Here is a 23,268-nt window from a genome sequence, read left to right on the forward strand (position 1 = left end):
TTCGGGTAAATTAGGCAACTCAATAACCAGTTATGCATTACTTCCTAAACAGCAATAGACGATACCTGCTTCTGCCCACACTAATATCACTTTTCTTCATTTTTTCAAATTGTGCACGGGGCACGCTTGGGCAAAATATAAGCGATGAATATCACAACGGTATGGTGGTTTGCGCCTACCCGGATGCAGCACAAGTGGGATTGAATATATTGAAAAAGGGAGGAAATGCTGTAGACGCGGCTGTTGCAGTTCAGTTCGCACTGGAAGTTACCCATCCTGAAGCCGGTAATATAGGCGGAGGCGGTTTTATGGTATTCAGATCTGCCAAAGGCGAAACCAATACGCTGGACTTTAGAGAGAAAGCCCCGGCAGGCGCTAGTCAGAATATGTATCTCGACTCAGCAGGAAATGTAATTCCGGGGATGAGCATTTCAACGCATGCGTCATCTGGCGTTCCGGGATCAGTTGATGGGATGGTTGAGGCACATCGCAAATATGGTCGTTTGAAGTGGGCCGACCTGGTACAGCCCTCAGTCGATCTGGCCAGGAACGGATTCAAGATAACCAAACGCCTGGCTAATGATCTCAATCGTGCCGGTAATGAATTTAAAAAGCTGAATCCCGGCGTAAATTATTTATTGAGAGACGATGGATGGAAAGAAGGAGATTTATTAGTTCAGGAAGACCTTGCAAAAACACTGGAGCAGATACGCGATAAAGGCAGGGACGGATTTTATGAAGGCATAGTGGCTGATCATATCGTGAACGAGATGAAAGGCGGTAAAGGATTGATCACCAAAACTAATCTCCAGAATTATCATTCAGTTTGGAGGAATGCATTGACAGGAACTTATAAAGGCTATAAAGTAATTACTATGCCGCCGCCATCAAGTGGTGGCGTGGCTTTGCTGCAATTGTTGCAATCGGTAGAAAGGTATCCATTAAGCAGATGGGGTTATAATCGGGATTCGACAGTGCAATTGATGGTAGAAGCCGAGCGCAGGGTATATGCCGATCGTTCTAAATATCTGGGCGATCCGGATTTTTATAAAGTGCCGGTTGATAGCCTGCTAAGACCCGAATATAATGCCGACCGGATGAGCAATTTTGCCTGGGATAAAGCTACGCCAAGCTCAACTATTCAACCGGGAAAGATAATGGGTTATGAAAGTGATCAGACCACACATTATTCTATAGTCGACAGGGATGGCAATGCGGTATCCATTACAACAACATTGAACAACTCATTCGGGTCAAAAATATTTGTAAAAGGCGCAGGCTTTTTGCTGAATGACGAGATGGACGATTTTAGTTCAAAACCCGGAGTACCAAATATGTTTGGCCTGGTAGGGGGTAAGGCTAACAGTATTCAACCCAATAAAAGGATGTTATCATCTATGACACCGACCATCCTCGAGAAGGACGGCAAATTATTTATGGTAGTGGGCACGCCGGGTGGATCAACTATTATCACTTCTGTATTTCAGACCATTTTAAACGTGATCGAGTTTAACCAGAGTATGCAGCAGGCGGTGAGTTCAAAACGCTTCCATCACCAATGGCTGCCTGATGAAGTGGATATTGAAAAGGGCGCTATTGATAGCGTAAGTCGTGCCAAACTGGAGCAAAAGGGTTATAAGATTGTCGATCACGGCCCGAGCGGACGGGTGGATGCCATCCTCAAAACCAAATGGAACTACTATGAAGGCGGAGCGGATCCGAGGGGCGATGATACGAAGTTGGGGTGGTGAGTCAGTTTGCAGTTATTAGTTTGCAGTTGGCACAAGAATTTAAATTAGAAGTTTAACTGCATACTGCCAACCGCGCACTGCAAACTGCCCGACTGCCAACTAAATTTGCATAATAGACGCACGTAGAGTATGTTTGCCAGTCATGCCCCAGCATATAAAACACCAGGAAACGATAGACTATTTTTTAAAAATAGTTTGGCAAACTATGGCCAACCGGTATAACCAATTGGTTACGGAGTTTGGCATTACCCAATCCATAGGTTACCTGCTGATCAACATCGATGAAAAAGAGGGCACTACCGTTTCGCAGGCCGCCGCTTTGCTGGGATTAAAATCGACGAGCTTGTCGCGTATGCTGAACCAATTAGAGCAATCGGGATTGATCTACCGCGAATCAAACCAGGGAGATAAACGCTCGGTTAAAATTTACCTTACTGACCTGGGCAGGGAAAAACGCCATCTGGCGCGCGTGGTGGTAAAACAATTTAATAACTACCTGAACAAACATATTAATGAGCAGGACCGGGACTATCTCACTCAAATGCTCAAAAAGATTAATCAGCTTACCATTAATTATAAGCCCGAAAACTCCTGAAAAGAGTGCCCGATCACCTAAAATTAAATTCAAAAAGCAGCGTTAATTAATACCGGCTGCAAAATTGAGAATACACTAATTGTTAAAAAGTGTTAAGCTGTCGTTTTTGAATAATAAAACAATAAATTTGCCGATTGAAATCAAATGAGTAAGTGGCTGTTACCAATAGTATGTATTTGCTGCGTAGTGGCGGGATGTTCAAAAGAAGAAACTGGTTTGGCACAATATAAGAAACAGGCGACCATTGATGATAACATTGTGAAGCAGTACATAGATGCAAATGGATTGGCAGGTATAGCGCAAAAGGTTTCGGATACGTGCGGCGTGTATTATGTTCTGTTAGAGCCAGGGCAGGGGAATGACCTTTACACATCATCAACATACGTGACAGTGGGGGATACAGCGAGGGTGCTGGGGCAAACAACGCCATTTTATGAGACTGACAATTTTCACCCTTCATATCAATTGAGTCAGGTGATATTGGGATGGCAGTTAGGTATACCTAAAGTGCACAGGGGCGGTCTTATACGCTTGCTTGTACCTTCGCGCTATGCTTACGGGCCGTATCCGCAGGCGGACTACAAATTATCTGCCAATGCCATACTCGATTTCAATATCCGGGTTTATAATATAACGAACTAAAATATAGATGAAACTTAAATTCTTTACTCTTTTGTTACTGTCAGTTGTATGCTGTGTATCGTGCCGCAAGATCAATAATGACCCTGATATCAAACAATACGATCAGCAACAAATTCAGAGCTATATCGCTGCCAACGGACTGACCGGTATGTTAAGGGATACTACGATGGGCGACACAACCGGAACTTATTATCAAATACTTCAACCCGGAGATGCAACAAAACCATTAAATTATCCTAGCACCATTTCTTATGTATATACCATCCGTACATTTGATGGTAAATATTCAGTAACCGATACTGCTCTTAATCACTTTTATGGCGTATTGGGACATATTGTACCCAATGGATTAATGCTGGCTGTTAAAAACAATCTGAAATATAACGGCGGCAAAATGCGTGTGCTGGTGCCGTCGCATTTGGCATACGGTAAAAATGGTGCCGGTACCGGAAGTATTACATTGACTAATGGCCGTATCGGTGGTAATCAATGCCTGGATATTACAGTTAACGCAATTGCTGATCAGGCGGCGTATGATCAGTTGGTGATCAAAAATTATATGGCGGCTTACAACCTGACCGGATACACGGAGACGGCAGATGGTTTATGGTATAAAATTACCACTGTACCTACAGGGCCTAACTATTTTAACGTTAATTCTATAGTTACTATGAACTATTCCCTATACCTGATGAATAATACTAATCCTGATCCTAACAATACTTACGCAACAACAGTCGCTACATTTAACGATTTTGGGGTAGGTAAGTGGGTTGCAGGTTTTGAGGAGGGTCTGAAGATATTAGGAAGAGGCGCGGGCGGCATCTCCATAATTGTCCCTTCTGCCCTTGCCTATGGCACCGGTGGTAACGGCAACGGAGTACCGGCAAATGAGTGTTTAAGGTGGGATATGACTAATGTGTCTATAACTAACAACTAGTAAGTTATTTTGCCAATGCTCTTTTGAACGCTTTCAAACAGCGTTCGCGGGCGAAAGCATGATCGATAATGGGTTTTGGATATTTGCTGGGATCAGCATACTCTGGAACCCATTTTTTTATGTATTTCAATTCCGGGTCGAATTTCTTTAGCTGCGAATCAGGATTAAATATCCGGAAATAGGGTGCTGCATCCGTACCGCATCCTGCCGTCCATTGCCATCCGCCTACATTGTTAGCCATCTCATAATCTAACAGCTTTTGGGCAAAGTAATGTTCGCCCCAGCGCCAATCAATTAATAAGTCCTTACTTAAAAAGCTGGCGACCACCATCCGTACCCTGTTGTGCATGTAACCGGTGTTGTTTAACTCCCGCATACCGGCATCAACCAACGGGTATCCGGTTTTACCATCACACCATGCCTTGAATTGTTCTTCGTTGTTTTCCCATTTAATACGGTCATACTCCGGCTTGAACGCATGATCCATAGTATGAGGAAAATGATACAAAACCATCATATAAAACTCGCGCCATATCAGTTCGTTCAGCCAGGTTTTGTCATGCTGCTGGTTGGCTTTGCGTGCCAGGTCGCGGATGCTCACCGTACCAAACCTTAAGTGCAGACCGATATGTGTAGTCCCCTTATTTATCGCCGGAAAATCACGGGTTTTGGCATAATCTTTTATAATTCCTTCGTAGTCTTGATCTGGAAACTTCCTTTCGCTTTTTTCAAACCCCATTGACTTTAATGATGGAATAGAAAAACCCGCATGTTTATAAAGATTCTTTAAATATTTCTCAGTTGGATAAGATTTAAGATAAAAATCATTCAACTTCTGATACCATTTGTTTTTATAAGGAGTATAAACAATATAGGGCTCACCGTTATGTTTCACGATTTCGTCCTTTTCAAAAATTACCTGGTCCTTATAGGTTTTAAGCTCGATATGATGTTTGTTTAGTTTTTCGCCTATAGCTTCATCGCGCTGTTTGGCATAGGGTTCATAATCATGATTGGTGTAAACTGTTTCAATATGATGTTCCTTTAAAACTTCATCCCAGGCTTCTTCGGCTCTATCATATTTGACCAGTAATGCGCTGCCGTGTTTCTTTAATTCTTTATCCAGATTTTCAATGGTTTGATAAATAAAGGTGACACGGGCATCATCCTTGTCCTGTAATTTGTCTAGTATTTCACGGTCAAAAATAAACAAGCATAGTACCGGGTTTTTGCTTTTCAATGCACGATGCAATCCGGCATTATCGTGCAGACGCAGATCTCGTCGAAACCAGAAGATGTTGATGGGTGATTTATCCATATATTCCCTTTAATGCATCAATTAGTTCAGGATACTTAAAAACAAACCCATCCCTTTCAATCTTCTCCGCAGAAACACGCGTACTTCCCAATACAATAGTGCTCATTTCACCCATCAATAACTTGAATACAAATGATGGAACATTTATAGGCCATACGGGCCGGTGTAATTGCTTAGCTAATACAGTTGTAAACTGTTTATTGGTTACGGGATTGGGCGCCACCATATTATAAACGCCTGACAGATTGATTTTTTCAATGGCATACAAATACATATCCACCACATCCTGCCAATGTATCCAGGGTATCCATTGCCTGCCGCTGCCCAGTGGAGCACCAAAGCCGAGTTTTATAGGTTTCCCCATTTCCAGCAAAGCGCCTTCATTTTTATTCAACACAACCCCTGTACGGAATTTAAGTATTCTTAAACCCAGTTCCTTGCCTTTGTTTACTGCTTCCTCCCACTCAATACAGCATTGCGCCATAAAATCATTATTAGGTGGGCTATCTTCCGTAAGCAGTTCATCGCCCCGGTCGCTATAATAACCAATTGCCGATGCTGAAATGATAGTGTTAACCTGGTTGGGTTTACTTTTTATGAGTTGATAGATCAACTCAATGGATTTGGTGCGGCTATCGATGATTTCTTTTTTGCGTTTTTCGGTCCAACGCTTGGCTGCAATATTTTCTCCCGCTAAATGCAGTACAGCACCGATGCCGTCGAGGCAATTCTCATCGATATCTCCCTTATAAACATCCCACAAATAAGTTTTTACTTTAGGATTATTGCCTGGCTTGCGGCTAAGATGACTTACCGAATAACCGCGATTTAATAGTTCGTCAGTAACTAAACGGCCAATCATGCCTGTACCGCCCGTGATAAGAATATGGTTGTTGTTTTGTACTCGTCCGCTCATAATTGCTCCCCGTAAAATACTTAATTATATTCAGTTTGATCTTACAAGGGGGGCACTTTGTAAACTTCCTGCGCCGGATATTTCATCTCCGGTTTTTACCGCCTGTTTAAAAGTCAGGCACGGTACTTTAACTATTTCACTTATAGAATTTTCACGGCACACGCAATCATGTTTCAGGTTTTCTATCAGACGCTGTGCCTCTGGAAAGCTTAACGGTGTCAGCGTATTACGCAGGTTAGACGACAGGTGAGAGGTTAAAAAAGGTAAAATAACAATATCAGGTTTTGACTTGGCGTGTGTAGCCACATAAATCAACATCATTTGTTTGAAAGTTAACACCTCGGGACCACCAATATCGAATTTCCGGTTAAAAGCAGCACTGTTTAACAGGCATCGCTCGATATATTGCAATACATCGTTCGTCGCAATTGGTTGGATGCGCGTTTTTATCCATGTGCGCGGAATCACAACAGGTGTTTTTGAGATCAGTGTATTAAACATTTCCAAAGCAGCGCTGCCTTGGCCTACAATCATGGATGTATTTAATACGGTCAGCGCCGGTTTGCCACCATGTAAGATTCCTTCTACGTTCAGTCGCGAATTACCGCTTGCTTTATCGTTAATATCGCTTAGTGTGATTACCTGTCTGCAATTGGTTGGGGCAATCACTTCCATAAAGTTTTGAGCAGATAATGCAGCTAAAGCGCTGAACTCAGAGGTTTGGGTATAAGTATTAATAAGATAGCAAGCTGCGTCAATGTCCTCAGGTAAAGGATCAATGCTTTGACGGCGCAACAGGTCACCGCCCAATACGGTTAAAGCGTAAGCATTGGGATGATGATTCAGAAAATGATTTTTGTCGCGTACAAGGCATACCACATCATGCCCCTTTTCAAGCAATATAGGGATCAAATGTGTACCGATGTAACTGTTAGCACCCGCAAGCAACACCTTCATACATCTGCAACAATAAAATGTTCAAGGTGTTTTTTATGATTTTGGATTTAATACGTAAAAACCGCAATCACGTATTTATACTATCCGATACCACTACTTTGGAGCATAACACCTTAGCATAATGTTCTGCAAAAACTACGTGTACAGGGTCGTGCTGATAAGCTTCTTCTGCTTCCAGATCATCAAATAATAATAACAGGGAGACATCGTAGGAGCGGTCGATCACATCGCGGTTGGTATCAGCAGGCACGCCGATATGCATATCGCGGATATGGGTGATAGGAATGAGGGTTTCAAGACCCTCAATCAATTTTGCTTTATCTTCTTTGTTTTTTAGCCAGAAATGTACGTGATGAACGAAAGTGTTGTGAAGGAACATAAGTATCAGTTTTAAGGCTGAAAGATGGGAATAAATTCGTTAAGATTTGATGGTTTGCTTTGAAAGATTTGACAACTTTCAAAAAGTTGTCAAATCTATATGCTGATCAAGCAAAATGTTCTATCACATGCGGCTTATAAGTATCCGTTTTTACTCTCGCCTTTAACTCATGGAGGATATTATATAATCCGAAATTAGTCCGGTTCACATAAATAAAATGCTTCACACCTCGCGCCTGTTTAAATTCAGGCATTTTGGATACTTTTTCGCCAAAACCATAAAGCTCATCAAAAAATGCAGTCTGCCCGAAATCAAAATGATCGCTGATGTAAGGCTTGGCAAACAGGCCGATCATCTGCCGGTACATTTTATAGTAGAACTCAATTTGCGCAGGCGTGTCATCATCATGGATCATATCCAGTTGACGGAAAGCTTTGATTGTTTCTTCCTTATTGTTCATCAAACCGGTCGACGTAAGCGAGAAGAACGGATAATAAAAGTCATCCGGCATTTCTTTAATACAACCAAAATCAATGATGCCCAGCTTGCCATCAGAAGTGATCATGAAATTACCCGGATGCGGGTCGGCATGCACGGCACGCAACTCATGCTGCTGAAAATTATAAAAATCCCACAATGCCTGACCGATGCGATCACGCAATTCCTGCGATGGGTTAGTCCTTAAAAACTCGCGCAAGTGTTTTCCTTCCAGCCAGTCCATCGTGATGATCCGTTTGCTGGAAAGTTCTGGATAATATTCAGGAAACACTACATTATCAAGCACCGAACAAGCTTTGGAAAACTCAATAGAACGGCGAACTTCCAGTTCATAATCGGTTTCCTCAAGCAGACGCTCTTCTACTTCTTTCATATATACGTCCAATTCCTTTTCGCTCATGCCCAGCATTCTGAAGGCAATGGGTTTTACCATTTTCAAATCGGACGAAATGGAATCACCAACGCCAGGATATTGAATTTTAATAGCCAGCTTTTTACCATTCAATTCGGCTTGATGCACCTGGCCAATCGAAGCTGCATTGGACGAATGGATATTGAATTTATCGAATATCTTATCCGGAGTTTTGCCGAAGTATTTCCTGAAAGTTTGTACGATCAGGGGACCTGATAATGGTGGCGCATTATATTGCGACTGGCTGAACTTATCTACATAAGCCTGCGGCAGCAGGTTTTTATCCATGCTCAGCATTTGGGCAACCTTTAGTGCGCTGCCTTTTAGCTCGCTTAGGGATTCGTAAATATCGGCTGCATTATCTTCGTTCAATTCTGTTTTATCCAGATCAGGATTGAATAGCTTCTTAGAATAGTGCTTGATATAATTACCACCAATCTTAAACCCCGTTTTTACAAATTTGGCCGACCGTTCTACTTTGCTGGTCGGTATGCTGTTTTGCTCTTTAGGCTGATTCCCGTTCATCTTCTTCCTCTTCATTAAATAACGCTGCCAGGTTCGCCGGAGTTAGGGTGGTATAGTCATCGATCACAATATCCACAACTGAACGTATCTCATCAGCCGGATGCCCGGTCGTGATGCCAACCACCTTCATCCCTGCAGCATTTGCCGCTGCTATTCCTGCTAATGAATCCTCGAACACCACACATCTTTCAGGTGCTATATTCAATAATTCGGCAGCTTTTAAAAATATCTGCGGATCGGGCTTAGGTTTTTTCACCATTGATGAGTTAACGATCTCGTTAAAATCATCGCGGATAGGTATTTTATTTAAAATGAAATCAATGTCTTCCACTGTGGCCGAAGTAGCCATGGCCATTTTTACACCATCGTTTTTCAATTCAGCCAAAAAACTTTCAAGACCTTTGATTGCGACCAAATGTGGCGCATATTCCTGCCTGTAAAACTCTTCTTTCTCGCGAAGCAATTCTTTCAAGCCTGCATCGTTATGATCTTCGCCAAAAATTCTTCTCAGTGTTTCTATGATCGGCACACCACTTATTTCAGTATAATAAGTGTGCCGACTTAGTTCCCCTTTGTGGTATTTCCTGAAAAGCGCCTGCCATGAAATAAAGTGGAATGGCGTGTTATCAATCAGTGTGCCATCCATATCAAAAATGCAGGCAAATGTAACCTCTGCTTTAGTCCCATTCAAAGCCCTCTCCCTTGGAGAGGGTTGGGTGAGGCTTGCGCTATACTCCAAAGCCCATTTTTTCGCCGATTCCCCCGTTCTTGGCTAAAAACTTGCCATACTCAAACAGGTTATCGATAGGTGAACGCTGAAACAGGTCGAAAGTAACATTGATGCCTTTTTCAATAGCTTCATCGGTCTTTTCAAATCCGGCTGAGCTGTCATTGATCCAGAAATGCAGGATAAAACCGAGCTGAACCCAAAGCGCATCTTTATATCGTTTACTAAAGAATTTACGGTCGGATAACTCACCTGACTCCAAACCTTCATTTAATATCTCGGTGCAGAAGTTTTCAAAAACAGTCCGTAACTCAGCAAACACAACCGGCGTGGTTATCCCTTTAGGTTGTTTTTCCAAACAGTATACGGCGAAGCTTCGCTGTTGCTTTAGCAATTCGAAAAATGCGTAGAAGAAACTCAAGGCCCTTTCGCGAGCCGAATACTGCGCCCAAACCTCCTGGCCTTTGATTTCGGTTAGCGTTTTTTCGGCTATGCCAGCCCAGATATTTTGCTCTAATGCCTTAAATGATCCGAAGTGTGTGTAAAATTCGGCCTCCGTCATTTTATTTTTTTTGGCGAAAATATATACCGATTTAGGCTCTTCTCCCTGGGTGAGTACATAATCAATGTACGCCTTTTTGATGCTTTCAGTGGTAGCCATGATGATTTTATTATGAATGAATTAACGGATAAAATTAGGACAACTAATTCGATAAAATGTCATAATTATCTATAAATAACGATGATTTTGGCCAGATAGTTTTAATGGGATAAATGTTTGCCTGACGTCAAATAATTTGCGGTTATTAGGTTAAAGCCGTAAATTATTGCAAATTTGTAGGTCAGTTAGCCTACCCTAACCAGCAGGGAAAGTACAATGAGTGAAAAAACAATATTAGTTTGGTTCAGAAACGATCTTCGCGTTCACGATAACGAAATATTGTTTGAGGCTACCCGCAAGGCCGATAAAGTGCTCCCCGTATACATTTTTGATCCTTTTTATTTCAAAACTACTGAGCTGGGTTTATTGAAAACTGGCAATATCAGAGCTAAGTTTTTGCTTGAGTCTGTGGCTGATCTGCGCAACAATTTGAAAAAGCTCGGTGGTGACTTGATCGTTAAGATAGGCAACCCGGCTGAGATCATTCCACAACTGGCACAGCAATATGAGGTATCAGAAGTTTATCACCACCGCGAAGTAGCTTTTGAGGAAACGCAGATATCGGAAGAAGTAGAGGCGGCTTTGTGGAAGATCAAACTCAACCTGAAACACTTCATCGGGCATACCTTATATCATAAAGAAGACCTGCCTTTCCCAATCAAAGATATTCCTGATAGCTTTTCGATATTTAAAAAGAAAGTAGAACGCGATAGCCAGGTTCGTCCTTGTATCGAAACACCGGAACAGATTCCTACACCTGCAATAACAGATTCGGGAAATATTCCAACGCTTGTTGATTTAGGTTTGACTGAGTCAATCGACGATCCTCGAAGCGATTTTCATTATGAAGGTGGTGAATCGACAGGCTTGTTGCACCTGGAGCAATACGTAGCAAGTCAGCCATTAATTGCAGCAAAAGGAGCTAAGCATAGTGATCATCCTTCGAGATTATCAGCATGGATATCATTAGGTTGCCTTTCTATGCGTTGGGTATACCGCGAGGCAACTCATGGAAGTCCTAATTCAAATCAACCATTAGTGCTCGAGCTGTTTTGGCGCGATTATTTCCGCTTTATGTTCAAAAAGCATGGCAAGCAATTTTATAGCGCTGAAAGGTTTAAGGATATAGCTGAAGACATCTCCTCAAACCAGGAAGAACTGTTTGAGAAATGGAAAACAGGTAATACCGGCGTTCCGTTTGTCGATGCCAGTATGCGCCAACTAAATGCTACTGGTTATATCCCGAATGATAACCGTCAGGCTGTAGCTGTTTACCTTGCCCACGAATTGAAAGTAGATTGGAGAATGGGCGCAGCTTACTTTGAAGAAAAATTGATCGACTATTCACCTGCCAGCAACCTGGGCAACTGGGCATTTGTAGCAGGTGTAGAACACGACCCGAAAGATACCCGTTATTTCTTATCGCCCAAACAAATAAGCGAGTTGGATTTGCATACCCAATACATCAGCACCTGGCTTCCTGAAGTATTTGCTGAACAAGTCTGATTTTATTCACAAAAGTTTATCAAGCTGTCTAGAAATGAGCGATTTAATACCATTCGGTATATTTAAAAGTGCTTTTCTGAGCTCATAATGTGCTTTTTAATAAAAAATCACCTTTTTTACGTACTATTAGTTAAGTTTTATAAATAAATTACCAAGTTTCTAAAGCGATATGCTTAGATTTGTACCATCTTTAAGATTGGTATTCAAATGGATCGCCTAAATTATATTAACAGCGGCAACGCTGCCTACATCAATTCTCTATACGAAACATACAAACAAGACCCTGAATCGATAGATTTTGGTTGGCAAAAATTCTTTGAAGGGTTCGATTTTGGTCGTGAAACGCCTGTTCAGGTAGCTTTGGGAGAAGAAACTCCGGAGCACTTTTTAAAAGAGATCAATGTGCTGAACATGATCGACGGTTACCGTTCGCGCGGGCACCTGTTCACCAAAACAAACCCTGTTCGCGAACGCCGTAAATACTTCCCCGGTAAAGAGCTTGAAACTTTTGGATTGAGTGACGCTGACTTAGACACCGTGTTTAACGCCGGGGTGGAATTGGGCCTTGGTCCGGCTAAACTGAGTGATATTCGCGATGTGCTGGAGCAGACTTATTGCCAGTCGATAGGTGCTGAATATAAGTACATCCGCAATCCGATAAAAATAAAATGGTTCCAGGACCGCATGGAAAGCCGCCGCAATACGCCTTCTTTTACCAAAGAAGAAAAGCTGAAAATGCTGGACAAACTGAACCAGGCGGTAATTTTCGAAAGCTTCCTTGGTACAAAGTTCCTCGGACAAAAACGATTTTCATTAGAAGGTGCAGAATCATTGATCCCTGCGCTGGATTCAGTAATACAGAAAGGTGCCGAGCTGGGCATACAGGAATTTGTGATCGGTATGGCGCACCGCGGTCGTCTGAACGTGCTGGCCAACATCATGGAAAAAACCTACAAAGAGATATTCTCTGAGTTTGAAGGTAAAAACTATGATTCGGAAGCCGGTTTTGGTGGCGACGTAAAGTATCACCTCGGCTTCTCAACCGACGTAACTACTAATACCGGTAAAAACGTTCATTTGAGCCTTTGCCCTAACCCGTCACACCTCGAGGCAGTTGACCCGGTGGTAGAGGGTCTTACTCGCTCGAAGATCGACTTTAAATACGGTGAAGATCATACCAAAATAGCTCCGATACTGATCCATGGTGATGCTTCTGTAGCAGGCCAGGGCATTGTGTATGAGGTGCTGCAAATGGAAAAACTGGAAGGTTACCGTACTGGTGGTACCATCCATTTGGTGATTAACAACCAGATCGGTTTCACTACAAACTTTAAGGATGCTCGTTCAAGCACCTATTGTACCGATATCGCAAAAACGGTATTGTCGCCGGTATTCCATGTGAACGGTGACGATGTTGAAGCCTTGGTTTACGTGGTCAACCTGGCAATGGAATTCAGGCAGACTTTCCACGATGACGTGTTCATTGATATTTTGTGCTACCGTCGTTACGGTCATAACGAGTCGGATGAGCCTAAATTCACTCAGCCATTGTTATACAAAGCGATTGAAGCTCACCCGAACCCTCGCGATATTTATTATCAGCAATTGCTGGCACAGGGAACCATCGATGCCCAACAAGGCGCTGCGATGGAAAAAAGCTTCCGCGATGTGCTGCAGGAAAAATTAAATGAAGCAAAAGCCGCAGATAGATTTACCGACACTATTCCAATGTTCGCAGGAGCATGGGAAGGATTACACCTGGCTACCGATACAGATTTTTCGGCACCGGTAAATACAGCAGTATCCAAAGATGAACTATTGAGCATCGGCAAAAAAATAACCGAGTTGCCAAAAGGCAAGGAGTTCTTCAAAAAGATAGAAAAACTGTTTGAAGAGCGCGGCAAAATGGTAAATGATACCCACATTTTCGATTGGGCAATGGGCGAGTTGTTAGCCTATGGTACTTTATTGAAAGAAGGCCACCCGGTTCGTTTAAGTGGAGAAGACGTTAAACGTGGTACATTCTCACATCGGCATGCTGTTTTAACACTGGTTGACTCAGAAGATGAATATACTCCGCTCGATACGTTAGATACACAAGCGAAATTCAGCATATATAATTCATTGTTGTCAGAATATGGTGTTTTAGGTTTTGAATACGGTTACGCCCTGGCAAATCCTAATGCATTGACCATATGGGAAGCGCAATTTGGTGACTTCTTCAACGGAGCGCAGATCATTGTCGACCAATATGTAGCAAGCGCCGAAACCAAATGGCAGCGTGGCAATGGTTTGGTGATGTTGTTGCCTCACGGCTATGAAGGTCAGGGCCCTGAGCATTCATCAGCGCGTATCGAACGTTTTATGGAGCTTTGTGCAGATGATAATATCCAGGTGGTTAATTGTACCACCCCGGCAAATTTCTTCCACGTATTACGCCGTCAGTTGCACCGTGAGTTCCGTAAGCCGTTGATCGTCTTTACACCAAAGAGCTTGCTGCGCGCACCAAAATGTGTATCTCCATTGGAAGATTTCACCGAAGGCAAGTTCCAGAAAGTGATCGACGATACTTATGCAGATGCTAAAAAAGTAAAACGTGTATTGTTCTGCTCCGGTAAACTTTATTACGAATTGCTGGAGAAACAGCAGGCTGATCAGCGCAAAGATGTAGCCATTGTTCGCGTAGAGCAATTATATCCAACACCCGACCAGCAGTTGATGAAGATAAAAGCGAAGTATAACAAGGCTACCGATTTTATCTGGGCACAAGAAGAACCAGAGAACATGGGTGCATGGCCATATATGTGCCGCAAATTCCGCAAGAGCGAATTGCAGTTGGATGTGATCTCACGGAATGAAGGCAGCAGTACAGCTACCGGTTTTGCAAAACAACACCAGGCGCAGCAGTTGCATATCATTACTAAAGCATTTGATGTGCCAACGGGTAAGCCTGCTAAGAAAGCAACAGAGAAAGCAGTGGCTGCGAATTAATTGTTACACGTATGGCGTTGTACGTTATACGTTAGATTTTTGACTTTTAATAAAAGCGTAGAACGTAAAACGTCACACGTACAACCTATAAAAATATGAGTTTAGAAATAAAAGTTCCGCCGGTTGGCGAATCGATTACCGAAGTAACACTTTCACGCTGGATTAAAAAAGACGGCGATGCTGTTGCAATGGATGAAGTAATTGCCGAATTAGAGTCGGACAAGGCTACTTTTGAGCTTACCGCCGAAAAAGCCGGGACTTTAAAAACGATTGCGAAAGAAGGTGATACCTTAGCTATCGGCGCTGCCGTGGCGAGCATTGAAGAAGGCAGTGCTACACCATCCGCTCCTAAGGCACAACCTGAAGTTGCAAGTACCCCGACCCCAGAACCTGCTACTGCTCCTGCAACTGCCACTAATCAAGGTGGTTCATTACAGGTAAAAGTTCCCGCTGTAGGTGAGTCCATCACTGAAGTAACCCTATCCCGCTGGATCAAAAAGGATGGTGATACCGTTGCGATGGATGAAGCGATTGCCGAACTGGAATCAGATAAAGCAACTTTTGAACTGACTGCTGAAAAAGCAGGGGTTTTGAAAACTATAGCCAAAGAAGGTGATATATTAGCCATTGGCGCAGTAGTTTGCACAATCGAAGGAGCCGAAGCCGCGGTGGCTGCTCAGCCAAAAGCTGCAGAGCCGGTTGCTGCAACAGCTGCTGCCACTGCAAGTGAAAAAACTTATGCATCAGGTACGCCATCACCTGCTGCTGCCAAAATATTAGCCGAAAAAGGTATTAACCCAGCAAGTGTTCCAGGTAATGGTGTTGGCGGAAGAATTACTAAGGCCGATGCATTGACTGCTGTTAACGCTGACTTGATATCTGAGAATCCACAGGGTGGAAAGAATGCCGTTGCACCTAAAGTCGATGTGAAAGCACCAGCGCCGGTTAAATCTGTTGACGCTCGGGGCGAGCGCCGCGAAAAAATGTCGTCATTGCGCAAAACTGTTGCCCGCAGATTGGTATCCGTTAAAAATGAGACCGCAATGCTGACCACCTTTAACGAAGTGGACATGGCGCCGATCATGGAACTGCGTGCTAAATACAAAGATAAATTCAAAGAAAAGCATGGCGTTGGCTTAGGCTTTATGTCATTCTTCACCAAAGCAGTTTGTGAAGCTTTGAAAGAATGGCCTGCTGTTGGCGCACGCATTGAAGGCGAAGAAGTAGTTTACAGTGATTTTGCTGATATCTCAATTGCAGTATCTGCTCCTAAAGGACTGGTTGTGCCGGTTATCCGCAATGCGGATTCATTGAGCCTTGCAGGTATTGAAAAAGCAGTAGCTGCACTGGCAGTAAAAGCCCGTGACAACAAACTGAGCCTGGAAGAAATGACTGGCGGTACATTCACCATTACCAATGGCGGTGTATTCGGCTCGATGATGTCGACACCGATCATCAATTCACCACAATCCGCTATTTTGGGTATGCACAATATCATTGAGCGCCCGGTTGCCGTAAATGGGCAGGTTGTGATCAGGCCAATGATGTATGTGGCGTTATCTTACGATCACCGTATCATAGATGGCCGCGAATCGGTAAGCTTCCTGGTAAGAGTAAAACAATTGCTGGAAGATCCGTCAAGGTTGTTGTTGGGAGTTTAAGCGACTATTCAGATTTGACAACTTTTTAAAAGTTGTCAAATCTTTACTTTTAAGATAGTTGAACCCGGTTATGCCGGGTTTTTTGTTTTGAACTATGATTTGAATGATTAAATGAAAACTATAAATTATCCAAACAAAATCATAGTCTGTCAAAAAATCAATGAAATCATAGTTTAGACTAACCTCTTCAATGCATTAGTGCAACCTGAGTGCAACCCTTCATGAAATGGCAAAAAATTAATCGCATCATCAATACTGGCAAGCTCTACGTCATACCGGGTAGTCCATGCCGTGTATCTGCCGAATATATTATTGTTGTAATCTTCTTCTAACAGATCAAGTGTGCTGAATAGTAAGGCTTTAATGTTTTCTATTTCAGCTTCGCTAAGGGGTCTCTCCGGCTTTGTACCTGATTTAAATGAATTAATAATATCTTCTTCAACCCTCGGTGCTAAACCACCCCGCAAGTAGCAAACACCTTGCTGTGCTGCGATCAAATGCCCCAGGTTCCAGATAATGTTGTTATTAAAGCCTTCGGGAATTTTGTTGTATTGTTCGGTAGTAAGGCCTTCCAGGTTTTTAAGCAGGTAAGCCCTGGTCTTTCTGATAATTTCGATTTGTTTGGTCATGGTGCGTAAATATAGGTTCAATTCTAATTATTATCAATAAATTAGCCCTTCAACCAATTTGCCGGACTATTTCCCATGACAACCTATTCAAAAGCAATTGCCTGTTTGTTTGCTTCTGCTGCACTGTTTAGTTCCTGTAAAAATCACTCTGCCGGAGACGATACCGGGTGGAGAGTTTACGGAGGATCGAAAAAATCGCAACGTTATTCGTCACTTACACAGATCGATACCAGCAATGTGAAGCAACTGCAGGTAGCGTGGATTTATCATACGAATGATACGGATATGAAGGCGCATTCGCAGATACAATGCAACCCCATCATGGTGAATGGCCTGCTTTATGGTACTACGCCTAAGTTAAGATTGTTTGCTCTTGACGCTGCTACAGGTAAGCAAAAATGGATATTTAATCCGGCAGGAAACACCAATTCGACGGCTTCAAACTTTGGGATGAACAACAATCGTGGCGTTACTTATTGGGAAAGCGGTGATGACAAACGGATTTTATACTGCGCCGGGTCAAATATTTATGCAGTAAATGCAGAGACAGGGGCGTTGATCACCAGTTTTGGCAATGGCGGTAAAGTCGATCTGCATAATGACCTGGGCAGAGATGCAAAGGAGATGTATGTAACAGCAACGTCTCCGGGAATTATTTATAAAGACAATTATATCATCGGCAGTCGTGTGAACGAAACAGCCGACGCTGCTCCCGGGCATATCCGTGCATATGACGTGCGCACAGGTAAGTTGAAATGGATATTTCATACCATACCGTATCCGGGCGAGCTTGGTTATGACACCTGGAAGGATACTGCAGCCTATAAACACATAGGTTCAGCAAACAGCTGGACAGGCTTTAGCCTTGATGAAAAGGCAGGCGTGCTTTTCGCACCTACAGGTTCCGCAGCTTATGATTTCTATGGTGGTAAACGAAAAGGCGCCGGATTATTTGCGAATTGTGTGTTAGCCATTGATGCATCCACAGGAAAATTGAAATGGCATTACCAGGTGATCCATCATGACATGTGGGATAAAGATTTACCTACCGCGCCTGTTCTTGTTACTGTAAAACACGATGGCAAAGATGTTGATGCAGTAGCCCAACCTACCAAACACGGGTTTGTTTTCCTTCTCGATCGTGCGACAGGGAAACCGTTATTCCCGGTGAAGGAAACTGCAGTTGAAACTAAATCAGAACTAGCAGGTGAGGAGCCTTGGCCCACGCAGCCTATCCCGACTTTGCCCGTGCCATTTGCAAGACAGACTTTGACGGAGAATGATATTAATCCATATCTATCCGATAGCTCAAAAGCTGAGGTATTAAAAAGGATGAAAACCTATCGCTATGGCAATATGTTCCTGCCGCCGGGTAAAATTCCCTCGTTGATCTTTCCTGGGTTTGATGGCGGTGCCGAGTGGGGTGGTCCTGCGTTTGATCCATCAACGGGAATAATTTACATCAACGCCAACGAAATGGCCTGGGTGATGACGATGATCGATGCTAAACAAGAGATACCAAAATCTGAGACTTTCAATATGGCAGGGCAAAGGTTGTTTACCAATAATTGCATGGGCTGCCACGGACAAGACAGAAAAGGTACAGGCAATTATCCTTCGCTCATCAATATTGGTTTAAAATATAAGGATCAGCAGATAGGCGACCTGCTGCAATCGGGACGACGCATGATGCCGTCCTTCAAGCAATTGAGCGACCAGGAAAGGCAGGCCATTATTTCTTATATCACAGAAAACAAGAAGAACGGAATGAAAGCTTTTGTGGCTATTCATAAGCAAGTCGACCCATATATGGATATTCCATACCAAATGACGGGATACAACAAGTTCTTATCTAAAGAAGGCTACCCGGCAATTTCACCGCCATGGGGGACTTTAAATGCCATCGACCTTAACACCGGCAAAATGGTTTGGCGTATTCCTTTGGGCAATGATCCTGCTTTTGAGAAAATAGCCAAAACACCTACAGGAACAGAAAACTATGGTGGGCCGGTGGTAACAGCGGGCGGACTGGTGTTTATCGCTGCCAGTAAGGATGGTAAAATTCGTGCATTTGATAAAAAGAACGGTAAGCTGCTCTGGGAAGCTAAATTGCCAGCCCCGGGTTTTGCTACGCCATCCGTTTATGAAATGGGTGGAAAAGAGTATCTGGTGATTGCTTGCGGCGGCGGTAAACTTGGCACACAATCCGGTGATTCATATGTGGCATTCGCGTTGCCCAATTGATTATAATCTGATTAGAAAGTCAGCTTTAAGTGTAGAAGGACGCAATGGCTAATTATTTTGTCTAAATTCGCGCCATCAATCTACGCTTGATGCAGTTGTCCCATTCAAATAATTCACCGGAAAGATCCGATAAAGCTATCTGGTATTTTTTGTTGCTGTGGACGATCTTTAATGCCATCCAGGCTTACACTTTAGAGGTTCATGCCGATGAGGCTTATTACTGGCTTTATTCCCGTTTTTTAGATTGGGGTTACTTCGACCACCCGCCCATGGTGGCCATCTTCATCCGCATTGGCGATAGCTTATGGCACAGTGAGTTTGGTATAAGACTGATGACAGTGTTATCAAGTACACTGTCACTCTATATATTATGGCTTATTGCGAAAAGATATGCGGTCGAAGCTAAATGGTTCATTCTCGTAGTAGCTGGCATATTCATTTTTCATCAATATGGCTTTACCACTACGCCCGATGCACCGTTGTTCCTGTTCACTGTTCTGTTTTATTATATCTATCAGAAGTATATTGATGAGGATAAGTTAAAATGGGCATTATGGCTGGGAGTTATCATTGCATGCCTTCTTTATAGCAAATATCATGGGATATTGTTAGTAGGCTTCACCGTTCTATCCAATATCAAATTACTCAAACGCTGGACTTTTTGGGTAATCGCTGGTGTATCCGTAATCTTATACATCCCGCATATTTTATGGCAGGTCAATCATGGTTATCCATCTGTCAATTACCACTTGTACGAGCAATCCACCTACCATTATCAGTTCTCACAAACCTGGACCTACTTTCCCGGACAGCTATTAATGGCCGGGCCGATCATAGGCGTATTCCTGTTTTATTATGGATTTAAGGCGCGTATTAAGGATGCCTTTATTCGTGCCTTGATGGTGAACGCTGTGTTTACTTTTCTTTTCTTTTTGTCAAGCAGCTTTAAAGGTGAAGTTCAACCGCAATGGACGCTGATCGCGTTTGCACCACTGGTGCTATTAGTACTGATCCAGTTTAAACAAGCGAGCAACTGGCGGCAATGGTTTCAGTGGGTGGCTATCGTCAACCTGGTATTTATTGTTGCCCTGAGGGTGATGTTGATGACCGCATCACCGTTGATACGAAAAGTTGGACAGCTGAAAAGCTTGTTCGGTTTTAAGCAATGGGCTTATGATGTCAGGCAGAAGGTCGGGGACAATTATGTAATACTGAACGACGGTTTCCAGAATGCCGCTAAGTACGATTTTTATAATAATACTACAAAAGGATTTGCTTACGACGAGCGTTACTACCGTTTAACTCAATTTGATATATGGCCGATTGAGGAAGGCATGCAGCATAAAAAAGCATACTGGCTTAGCAAAGGTCCGATAAAAAATGTGACCACCGACACCCTGAACACTACAGGCGGCAAATGGTACGGTGGATGGGTGAATGATGTGCGTACCTATCAGAAAGTAAAAGTGGATGTTCCCTCGCCAAAAATGAGCGCTAAGCCTGGCGAACAGCTCACCCTCGATCTCGATATCACAAATGTGTACCCCTTTGCAATAAATTTCAGTAATTCGGGTTATCAGCACGACGTATATTTTGAAGCTTGTTTGTTTGAGGAAGGCAATATTATACAGGTGCAGGAAGCAGGAGATGATTTTCATCAGATGGCATTAAATCCGCACGAGAACAAACACTATAAATTCAAATTAATTGCACCAGCGAAAAAAGGAGACTATACATTGATGTTCTCATTGCGAACCGATCCTTTCCTGGGCAGTAAAAACAGCAGAATCATAAATTTGACCATTGAATAATCATGATTAAAAAACTATACCTTTTAGCTTTTCTTTCCTTTTTCGCCTGTGGCGTAAGCATGGCGCAAACAACATTAGATGTTGATTTTAACGGCCTGGGCTTCCTGGATAACCGCGAATACAAGGATTTTATATCGCGCTCGCGTACGTATTCGGGCACGCGTACTGCACTTGATTTTGGATTGAATATCGATACACTGAACAGTTTTGTTGTAGGTGCCAATGCGATACACGAGTTTGGTGCGATCCCTTATTTTTTAAAGGTTGACCCTATTGCTTACTACAGTTTTCATAACAAAAACTGGCTGTTCAATGCAGGTGAGTTTTCGCGTACAGGATTGATCGATAATTATCCGAGGGCATTGCTGAATGATACCTTGCAATATTACCGTCCAAATATCGAAGGCTTATTTTTACGTTTCCTGAACAACAAAAAGAACTTCACCGAGACCATGTGGATCGACTGGGTAAGCCGCCAAACGGACACCCAGCGTGAGGAATTCTTAATTGGCCTGGAAGGTAAATACAGGCCAAATCCGTTCGGGCCATTTTATATATCCCATTATTTTGTGTTACTGCATGATGCGGGTGCAGCAATATTAACCCCCAATGATCATATTATGGATAATGGTGGTGCCCAGGTACGTTTAGGTTTGGATTTTAGCCACAAGACGGTATTAGATTCACTATCTATTGAAGCTGGTGCAATGACCTCATTAGAGCGCACAAGGGGAGTGGATCAATTACAAACCCCAAAAGGATTTGTGGCGAGTGCCTATTTAAGCTATTGGCGAGTTGCTGTGTTTAACGAGTTTTACGCCGGGCAGGGCAGCCATATTTTGTACGGCGATTCATTTTATGAGAAGAAATTTTATAACCGTACTGACTTTATCATTACTCCATTTACAGCTAAAGGCCTTAAAGGGCAATTTGTATTTACCATGCATAAAACGCCTGGCTTTACCAGTAACCAGGAAGCTTTTAAGCTGACATATGATTTGGGAAGACGGAAGATTGCGACTTTCAATTAAGTCGTAAGTCTAGAGTCCTGAGTCTGAAGTAAAAATGACTTAGACTTTAGACTTAGAACTTACGACTCAAGACTTCTTAATCTCTCGAAACATCTCCGCTTCCTGATTTGGAAGAGGAAATGTTATGTGCGCCGCCAGTATAGCGGACATCACCTGAACCCGATACTGACGCCGATACACTGTTGCTTGCATTAATCGATGCATCGCCTGAGCCGGATACGTGAACTATAGTATTTACTGTAACCAGTCCACGTGCCTCAAAATCTCCTGAACCGGATACGCTCACGGCTGAGTTTTCGGCACGACCGGCAAGTTTTACGTCACCCGAACCTGATATGCTGCTTTCCAGGTTCTTGGCATCTACACGGCCGAACATGTCGCCCGATCCTGATACTCTTAGTCTTATTGATTCGGCGTGGATACCTTCTTTGAAGTAAACATTCCCGGAACCCGAAACTGCAACTGCATTCATGTCTTTGGCAGATACATATACGGCAATTTTTTTGTGATTGAACAGATCGCCCCAATGAAAGTTGCGGTCGTTTTTATTATAAATTTTTAAAACGCCGTTGTCAACCTCGGTAATGATATGGTCGATAATCTCATCAGGCGCCTCTACCTTAACCGACTCGCTTGAGCCTTGGGTGATGTATACATCAAACGAACCACCTACGTCCACCGCATGAAAACCGGTAATATGACGGTCTTCGATTTTACTCACATCAACGGTAACCGTGTTATGAGGCCGGGCATAAACATAGGCTGATCCTGGTAAAAGCAGCGCTATTACTAATATTTTGGTTAGTGCTCTCATTATTATTGCATTTTTGAAAATAAGACGCGGGCTGAATTAAAAGGTTGCATGAATATAGCAAAAAAATAAGATAAGTGTATTGCGTGGCGTAAGGCGGGTGGCGTTAGTCTCTTTATATTATTTGTCATCCTATGTTTGTGGATAGGATAAAAACAATGTGAGTTAAGAGTAGATTTAGTGCAGAAGAAAAGGGTAAAGAAAAAGATTACGATTTGTCATTGGCTGTAGGAAGCCGTTCGGAATGCTAATCACTTTACCCC

Annotated in this window: 19 protein-coding genes; 10 read left to right on the top strand and 9 right to left on the bottom strand. The window is 42.9% G+C overall.

Annotation, left to right across the window (positions count from 1 at the left end):
• Positions 1-32: 32 nt before the first annotated feature.
• The 4 genes from ggt to VIM89_RS13470 all read left to right on the top strand — a co-directional run bounded on the left by ggt (position 33) and on the right by VIM89_RS13470 (position 3,928).
• Positions 33-1,751 (top strand): gamma-glutamyltransferase, encoded by a 1,719-nt coding sequence (gene ggt, locus VIM89_RS13455; RefSeq protein WP_488156681.1) that lies wholly within the window; start codon positions 33-35, stop codon positions 1,749-1,751.
• Positions 1,752-1,905: 154 nt separating this feature from the next.
• Positions 1,906-2,346: a MarR family winged helix-turn-helix transcriptional regulator gene (locus tag VIM89_RS13460; RefSeq protein WP_488156700.1), complete on the top strand. Its 441-nt coding sequence runs from the start codon at positions 1,906-1,908 to the stop codon at positions 2,344-2,346.
• 144 nt (positions 2,347-2,490) lie between these two features.
• Positions 2,491-2,988 carry an FKBP-type peptidyl-prolyl cis-trans isomerase gene (locus tag VIM89_RS13465; protein WP_488156682.1) on the top strand — a complete coding sequence of 166 codons (498 nt, stop codon included), beginning with the start codon at positions 2,491-2,493 and terminating at the stop codon, positions 2,986-2,988.
• 7 nt (positions 2,989-2,995) lie between these two features.
• Complete coding sequence (locus VIM89_RS13470) at positions 2,996-3,928, top strand: FKBP-type peptidyl-prolyl cis-trans isomerase (protein ID WP_488156683.1); 933 nt, start codon at positions 2,996-2,998, stop codon at positions 3,926-3,928.
• A gap of 4 nt (positions 3,929-3,932) precedes the next feature.
• Here the strand turns inward: VIM89_RS13470 and VIM89_RS13475 are convergent, their stop codons facing one another.
• The 7 genes from VIM89_RS13475 to VIM89_RS13505 all read right to left on the bottom strand — a co-directional run bounded on the left by VIM89_RS13475 (position 3,933) and on the right by VIM89_RS13505 (position 10,321).
• Entirely contained in the window at positions 3,933-5,246 is a 1,314-nt protein-coding gene (locus VIM89_RS13475; RefSeq protein WP_488156684.1) for a cryptochrome/photolyase family protein, read from the bottom strand.
• Complete coding sequence (locus VIM89_RS13480) at positions 5,239-6,162, bottom strand: TIGR01777 family oxidoreductase (protein ID WP_488156685.1); 924 nt, start codon at positions 6,160-6,162, stop codon at positions 5,239-5,241. Before VIM89_RS13480 ends, VIM89_RS13475 begins: the two co-directional genes overlap by 8 nt.
• 30 nt (positions 6,163-6,192) lie before the next feature.
• Positions 6,193-7,119: an NAD(P)H-binding protein gene (locus tag VIM89_RS13485; protein ID WP_488156686.1), complete on the bottom strand. Its 927-nt coding sequence runs from the start codon at positions 7,117-7,119 to the stop codon at positions 6,193-6,195.
• Positions 7,120-7,186: 67 nt separating this feature from the next.
• On the bottom strand, positions 7,187-7,498 hold the full coding sequence (locus tag VIM89_RS13490; protein WP_488156687.1) for a Dabb family protein: 312 nt from the start codon (positions 7,496-7,498) through the stop codon (positions 7,187-7,189).
• Positions 7,499-7,604: 106 nt separating this feature from the next.
• Positions 7,605-8,948: an ABC1 kinase family protein gene (locus VIM89_RS13495; RefSeq protein WP_488156688.1), complete on the bottom strand. Its 1,344-nt coding sequence runs from the start codon at positions 8,946-8,948 to the stop codon at positions 7,605-7,607.
• Positions 8,914-9,624 carry an HAD family hydrolase gene (locus tag VIM89_RS13500; RefSeq protein WP_488156689.1) on the bottom strand — a complete coding sequence of 237 codons (711 nt, stop codon included), beginning with the start codon at positions 9,622-9,624 and terminating at the stop codon, positions 8,914-8,916. Before VIM89_RS13500 ends, VIM89_RS13495 begins: the two co-directional genes overlap by 35 nt.
• A 37-nt stretch (positions 9,625-9,661) precedes the next feature.
• Positions 9,662-10,321 (bottom strand): TetR/AcrR family transcriptional regulator, encoded by a 660-nt coding sequence (locus tag VIM89_RS13505; protein ID WP_488156690.1) that lies wholly within the window; start codon positions 10,319-10,321, stop codon positions 9,662-9,664.
• Between the two features lie 216 nt (positions 10,322-10,537).
• On the opposite strand from VIM89_RS13505, the gene VIM89_RS13510 reads away from it, so the two are divergent.
• The 3 genes from VIM89_RS13510 (at position 10,538) to odhB (ending at position 16,479) form a co-directional block, all read left to right on the top strand.
• Entirely contained in the window at positions 10,538-11,827 is a 1,290-nt protein-coding gene (locus VIM89_RS13510) for a DASH family cryptochrome (protein WP_488156691.1), read from the top strand.
• 207 nt (positions 11,828-12,034) lie between these two features.
• On the top strand, positions 12,035-14,818 hold the full coding sequence (locus VIM89_RS13515; RefSeq protein WP_488156692.1) for a 2-oxoglutarate dehydrogenase E1 component: 2,784 nt from the start codon (positions 12,035-12,037) through the stop codon (positions 14,816-14,818).
• A gap of 95 nt (positions 14,819-14,913) precedes the next feature.
• Complete coding sequence (odhB, locus tag VIM89_RS13520) at positions 14,914-16,479, top strand: 2-oxoglutarate dehydrogenase complex dihydrolipoyllysine-residue succinyltransferase (RefSeq protein WP_488156693.1); 1,566 nt, start codon at positions 14,914-14,916, stop codon at positions 16,477-16,479.
• A gap of 173 nt (positions 16,480-16,652) precedes the next feature.
• On the opposite strand, the gene VIM89_RS13525 is transcribed toward odhB, so the two are convergent.
• A complete protein-coding gene (locus tag VIM89_RS13525) occupies positions 16,653-17,108 on the bottom strand; it encodes a DinB family protein (RefSeq protein WP_488156694.1) in 456 nt (151 codons plus the stop codon).
• Between the two features lie 75 nt (positions 17,109-17,183).
• Here VIM89_RS13525 and VIM89_RS13530 point away from each other — a divergent pair, with 75 nt between their 5' ends.
• From VIM89_RS13530 to VIM89_RS13540, 3 genes are all read left to right on the top strand, one after another.
• Complete coding sequence (locus VIM89_RS13530; protein WP_488156695.1) at positions 17,184-19,352, top strand: outer membrane protein assembly factor BamB family protein; 2,169 nt, start codon at positions 17,184-17,186, stop codon at positions 19,350-19,352.
• A gap of 89 nt (positions 19,353-19,441) precedes the next feature.
• Positions 19,442-21,163, top strand: coding sequence for an ArnT family glycosyltransferase (locus VIM89_RS13535; protein WP_488156696.1), 1,722 nt, complete (start codon positions 19,442-19,444; stop codon positions 21,161-21,163).
• A gap of 2 nt (positions 21,164-21,165) precedes the next feature.
• Positions 21,166-22,194 carry a hypothetical protein gene (locus VIM89_RS13540; RefSeq protein WP_488156697.1) on the top strand — a complete coding sequence of 343 codons (1,029 nt, stop codon included), beginning with the start codon at positions 21,166-21,168 and terminating at the stop codon, positions 22,192-22,194.
• A 76-nt stretch (positions 22,195-22,270) separates the two neighbouring features.
• Here VIM89_RS13540 and VIM89_RS13545 read toward each other — a convergent pair whose 3' ends face one another.
• The gene (locus tag VIM89_RS13545; protein ID WP_488156698.1) at positions 22,271-23,008 is read right to left on the bottom strand and encodes a head GIN domain-containing protein; all 738 of its coding nucleotides are present in this window, start codon (positions 23,006-23,008) and stop codon (positions 22,271-22,273) included.
• Positions 23,009-23,268: the final 260 nt, after the last annotated feature.

This window comes from Mucilaginibacter sp., from assembly GCF_036568825.1.
In the GTDB taxonomy this organism is placed as follows: Bacteria; Bacteroidota; Bacteroidia; order Sphingobacteriales; family Sphingobacteriaceae; genus Mucilaginibacter.

Excerpts from the sequence above, each read along its gene's own strand:
- ggt (WP_488156681.1), top strand. The coding sequence starts at position 33 with ATGCATTACTTCCTAAACAGCAATAGACGATACCTGCTTCTGCCCACA.
- VIM89_RS13465 (WP_488156682.1), top strand. The coding sequence starts at position 2,491 with ATGAGTAAGTGGCTGTTACCAATAGTATGTATTTGCTGCGTAGTGGCG.
- VIM89_RS13470 (WP_488156683.1), top strand. The coding sequence starts at position 2,996 with ATGAAACTTAAATTCTTTACTCTTTTGTTACTGTCAGTTGTATGCTGT.
- VIM89_RS13475 (WP_488156684.1), bottom strand. The coding sequence starts at position 5,246 with ATGGATAAATCACCCATCAACATCTTCTGGTTTCGACGAGATCTGCGT.
- VIM89_RS13480 (WP_488156685.1), bottom strand. The coding sequence starts at position 6,162 with ATGAGCGGACGAGTACAAAACAACAACCATATTCTTATCACGGGCGGT.
- VIM89_RS13485 (WP_488156686.1), bottom strand. The coding sequence starts at position 7,119 with ATGAAGGTGTTGCTTGCGGGTGCTAACAGTTACATCGGTACACATTTG.
- VIM89_RS13490 (WP_488156687.1), bottom strand. The coding sequence starts at position 7,498 with ATGTTCCTTCACAACACTTTCGTTCATCACGTACATTTCTGGCTAAAA.
- VIM89_RS13495 (WP_488156688.1), bottom strand. The coding sequence starts at position 8,948 with ATGAAGAGGAAGAAGATGAACGGGAATCAGCCTAAAGAGCAAAACAGC.
- VIM89_RS13505 (WP_488156690.1), bottom strand. The coding sequence starts at position 10,321 with ATGGCTACCACTGAAAGCATCAAAAAGGCGTACATTGATTATGTACTC.
- VIM89_RS13510 (WP_488156691.1), top strand. The coding sequence starts at position 10,538 with ATGAGTGAAAAAACAATATTAGTTTGGTTCAGAAACGATCTTCGCGTT.
- VIM89_RS13515 (WP_488156692.1), top strand. The coding sequence starts at position 12,035 with ATGGATCGCCTAAATTATATTAACAGCGGCAACGCTGCCTACATCAAT.
- odhB (WP_488156693.1), top strand. The coding sequence starts at position 14,914 with ATGAGTTTAGAAATAAAAGTTCCGCCGGTTGGCGAATCGATTACCGAA.
- VIM89_RS13525 (WP_488156694.1), bottom strand. The coding sequence starts at position 17,108 with ATGACCAAACAAATCGAAATTATCAGAAAGACCAGGGCTTACCTGCTT.
- VIM89_RS13530 (WP_488156695.1), top strand. The coding sequence starts at position 17,184 with ATGACAACCTATTCAAAAGCAATTGCCTGTTTGTTTGCTTCTGCTGCA.
- VIM89_RS13535 (WP_488156696.1), top strand. The coding sequence starts at position 19,442 with ATGCAGTTGTCCCATTCAAATAATTCACCGGAAAGATCCGATAAAGCT.
- VIM89_RS13540 (WP_488156697.1), top strand. The coding sequence starts at position 21,166 with ATGATTAAAAAACTATACCTTTTAGCTTTTCTTTCCTTTTTCGCCTGT.
- VIM89_RS13545 (WP_488156698.1), bottom strand. The coding sequence starts at position 23,008 with ATGAGAGCACTAACCAAAATATTAGTAATAGCGCTGCTTTTACCAGGA.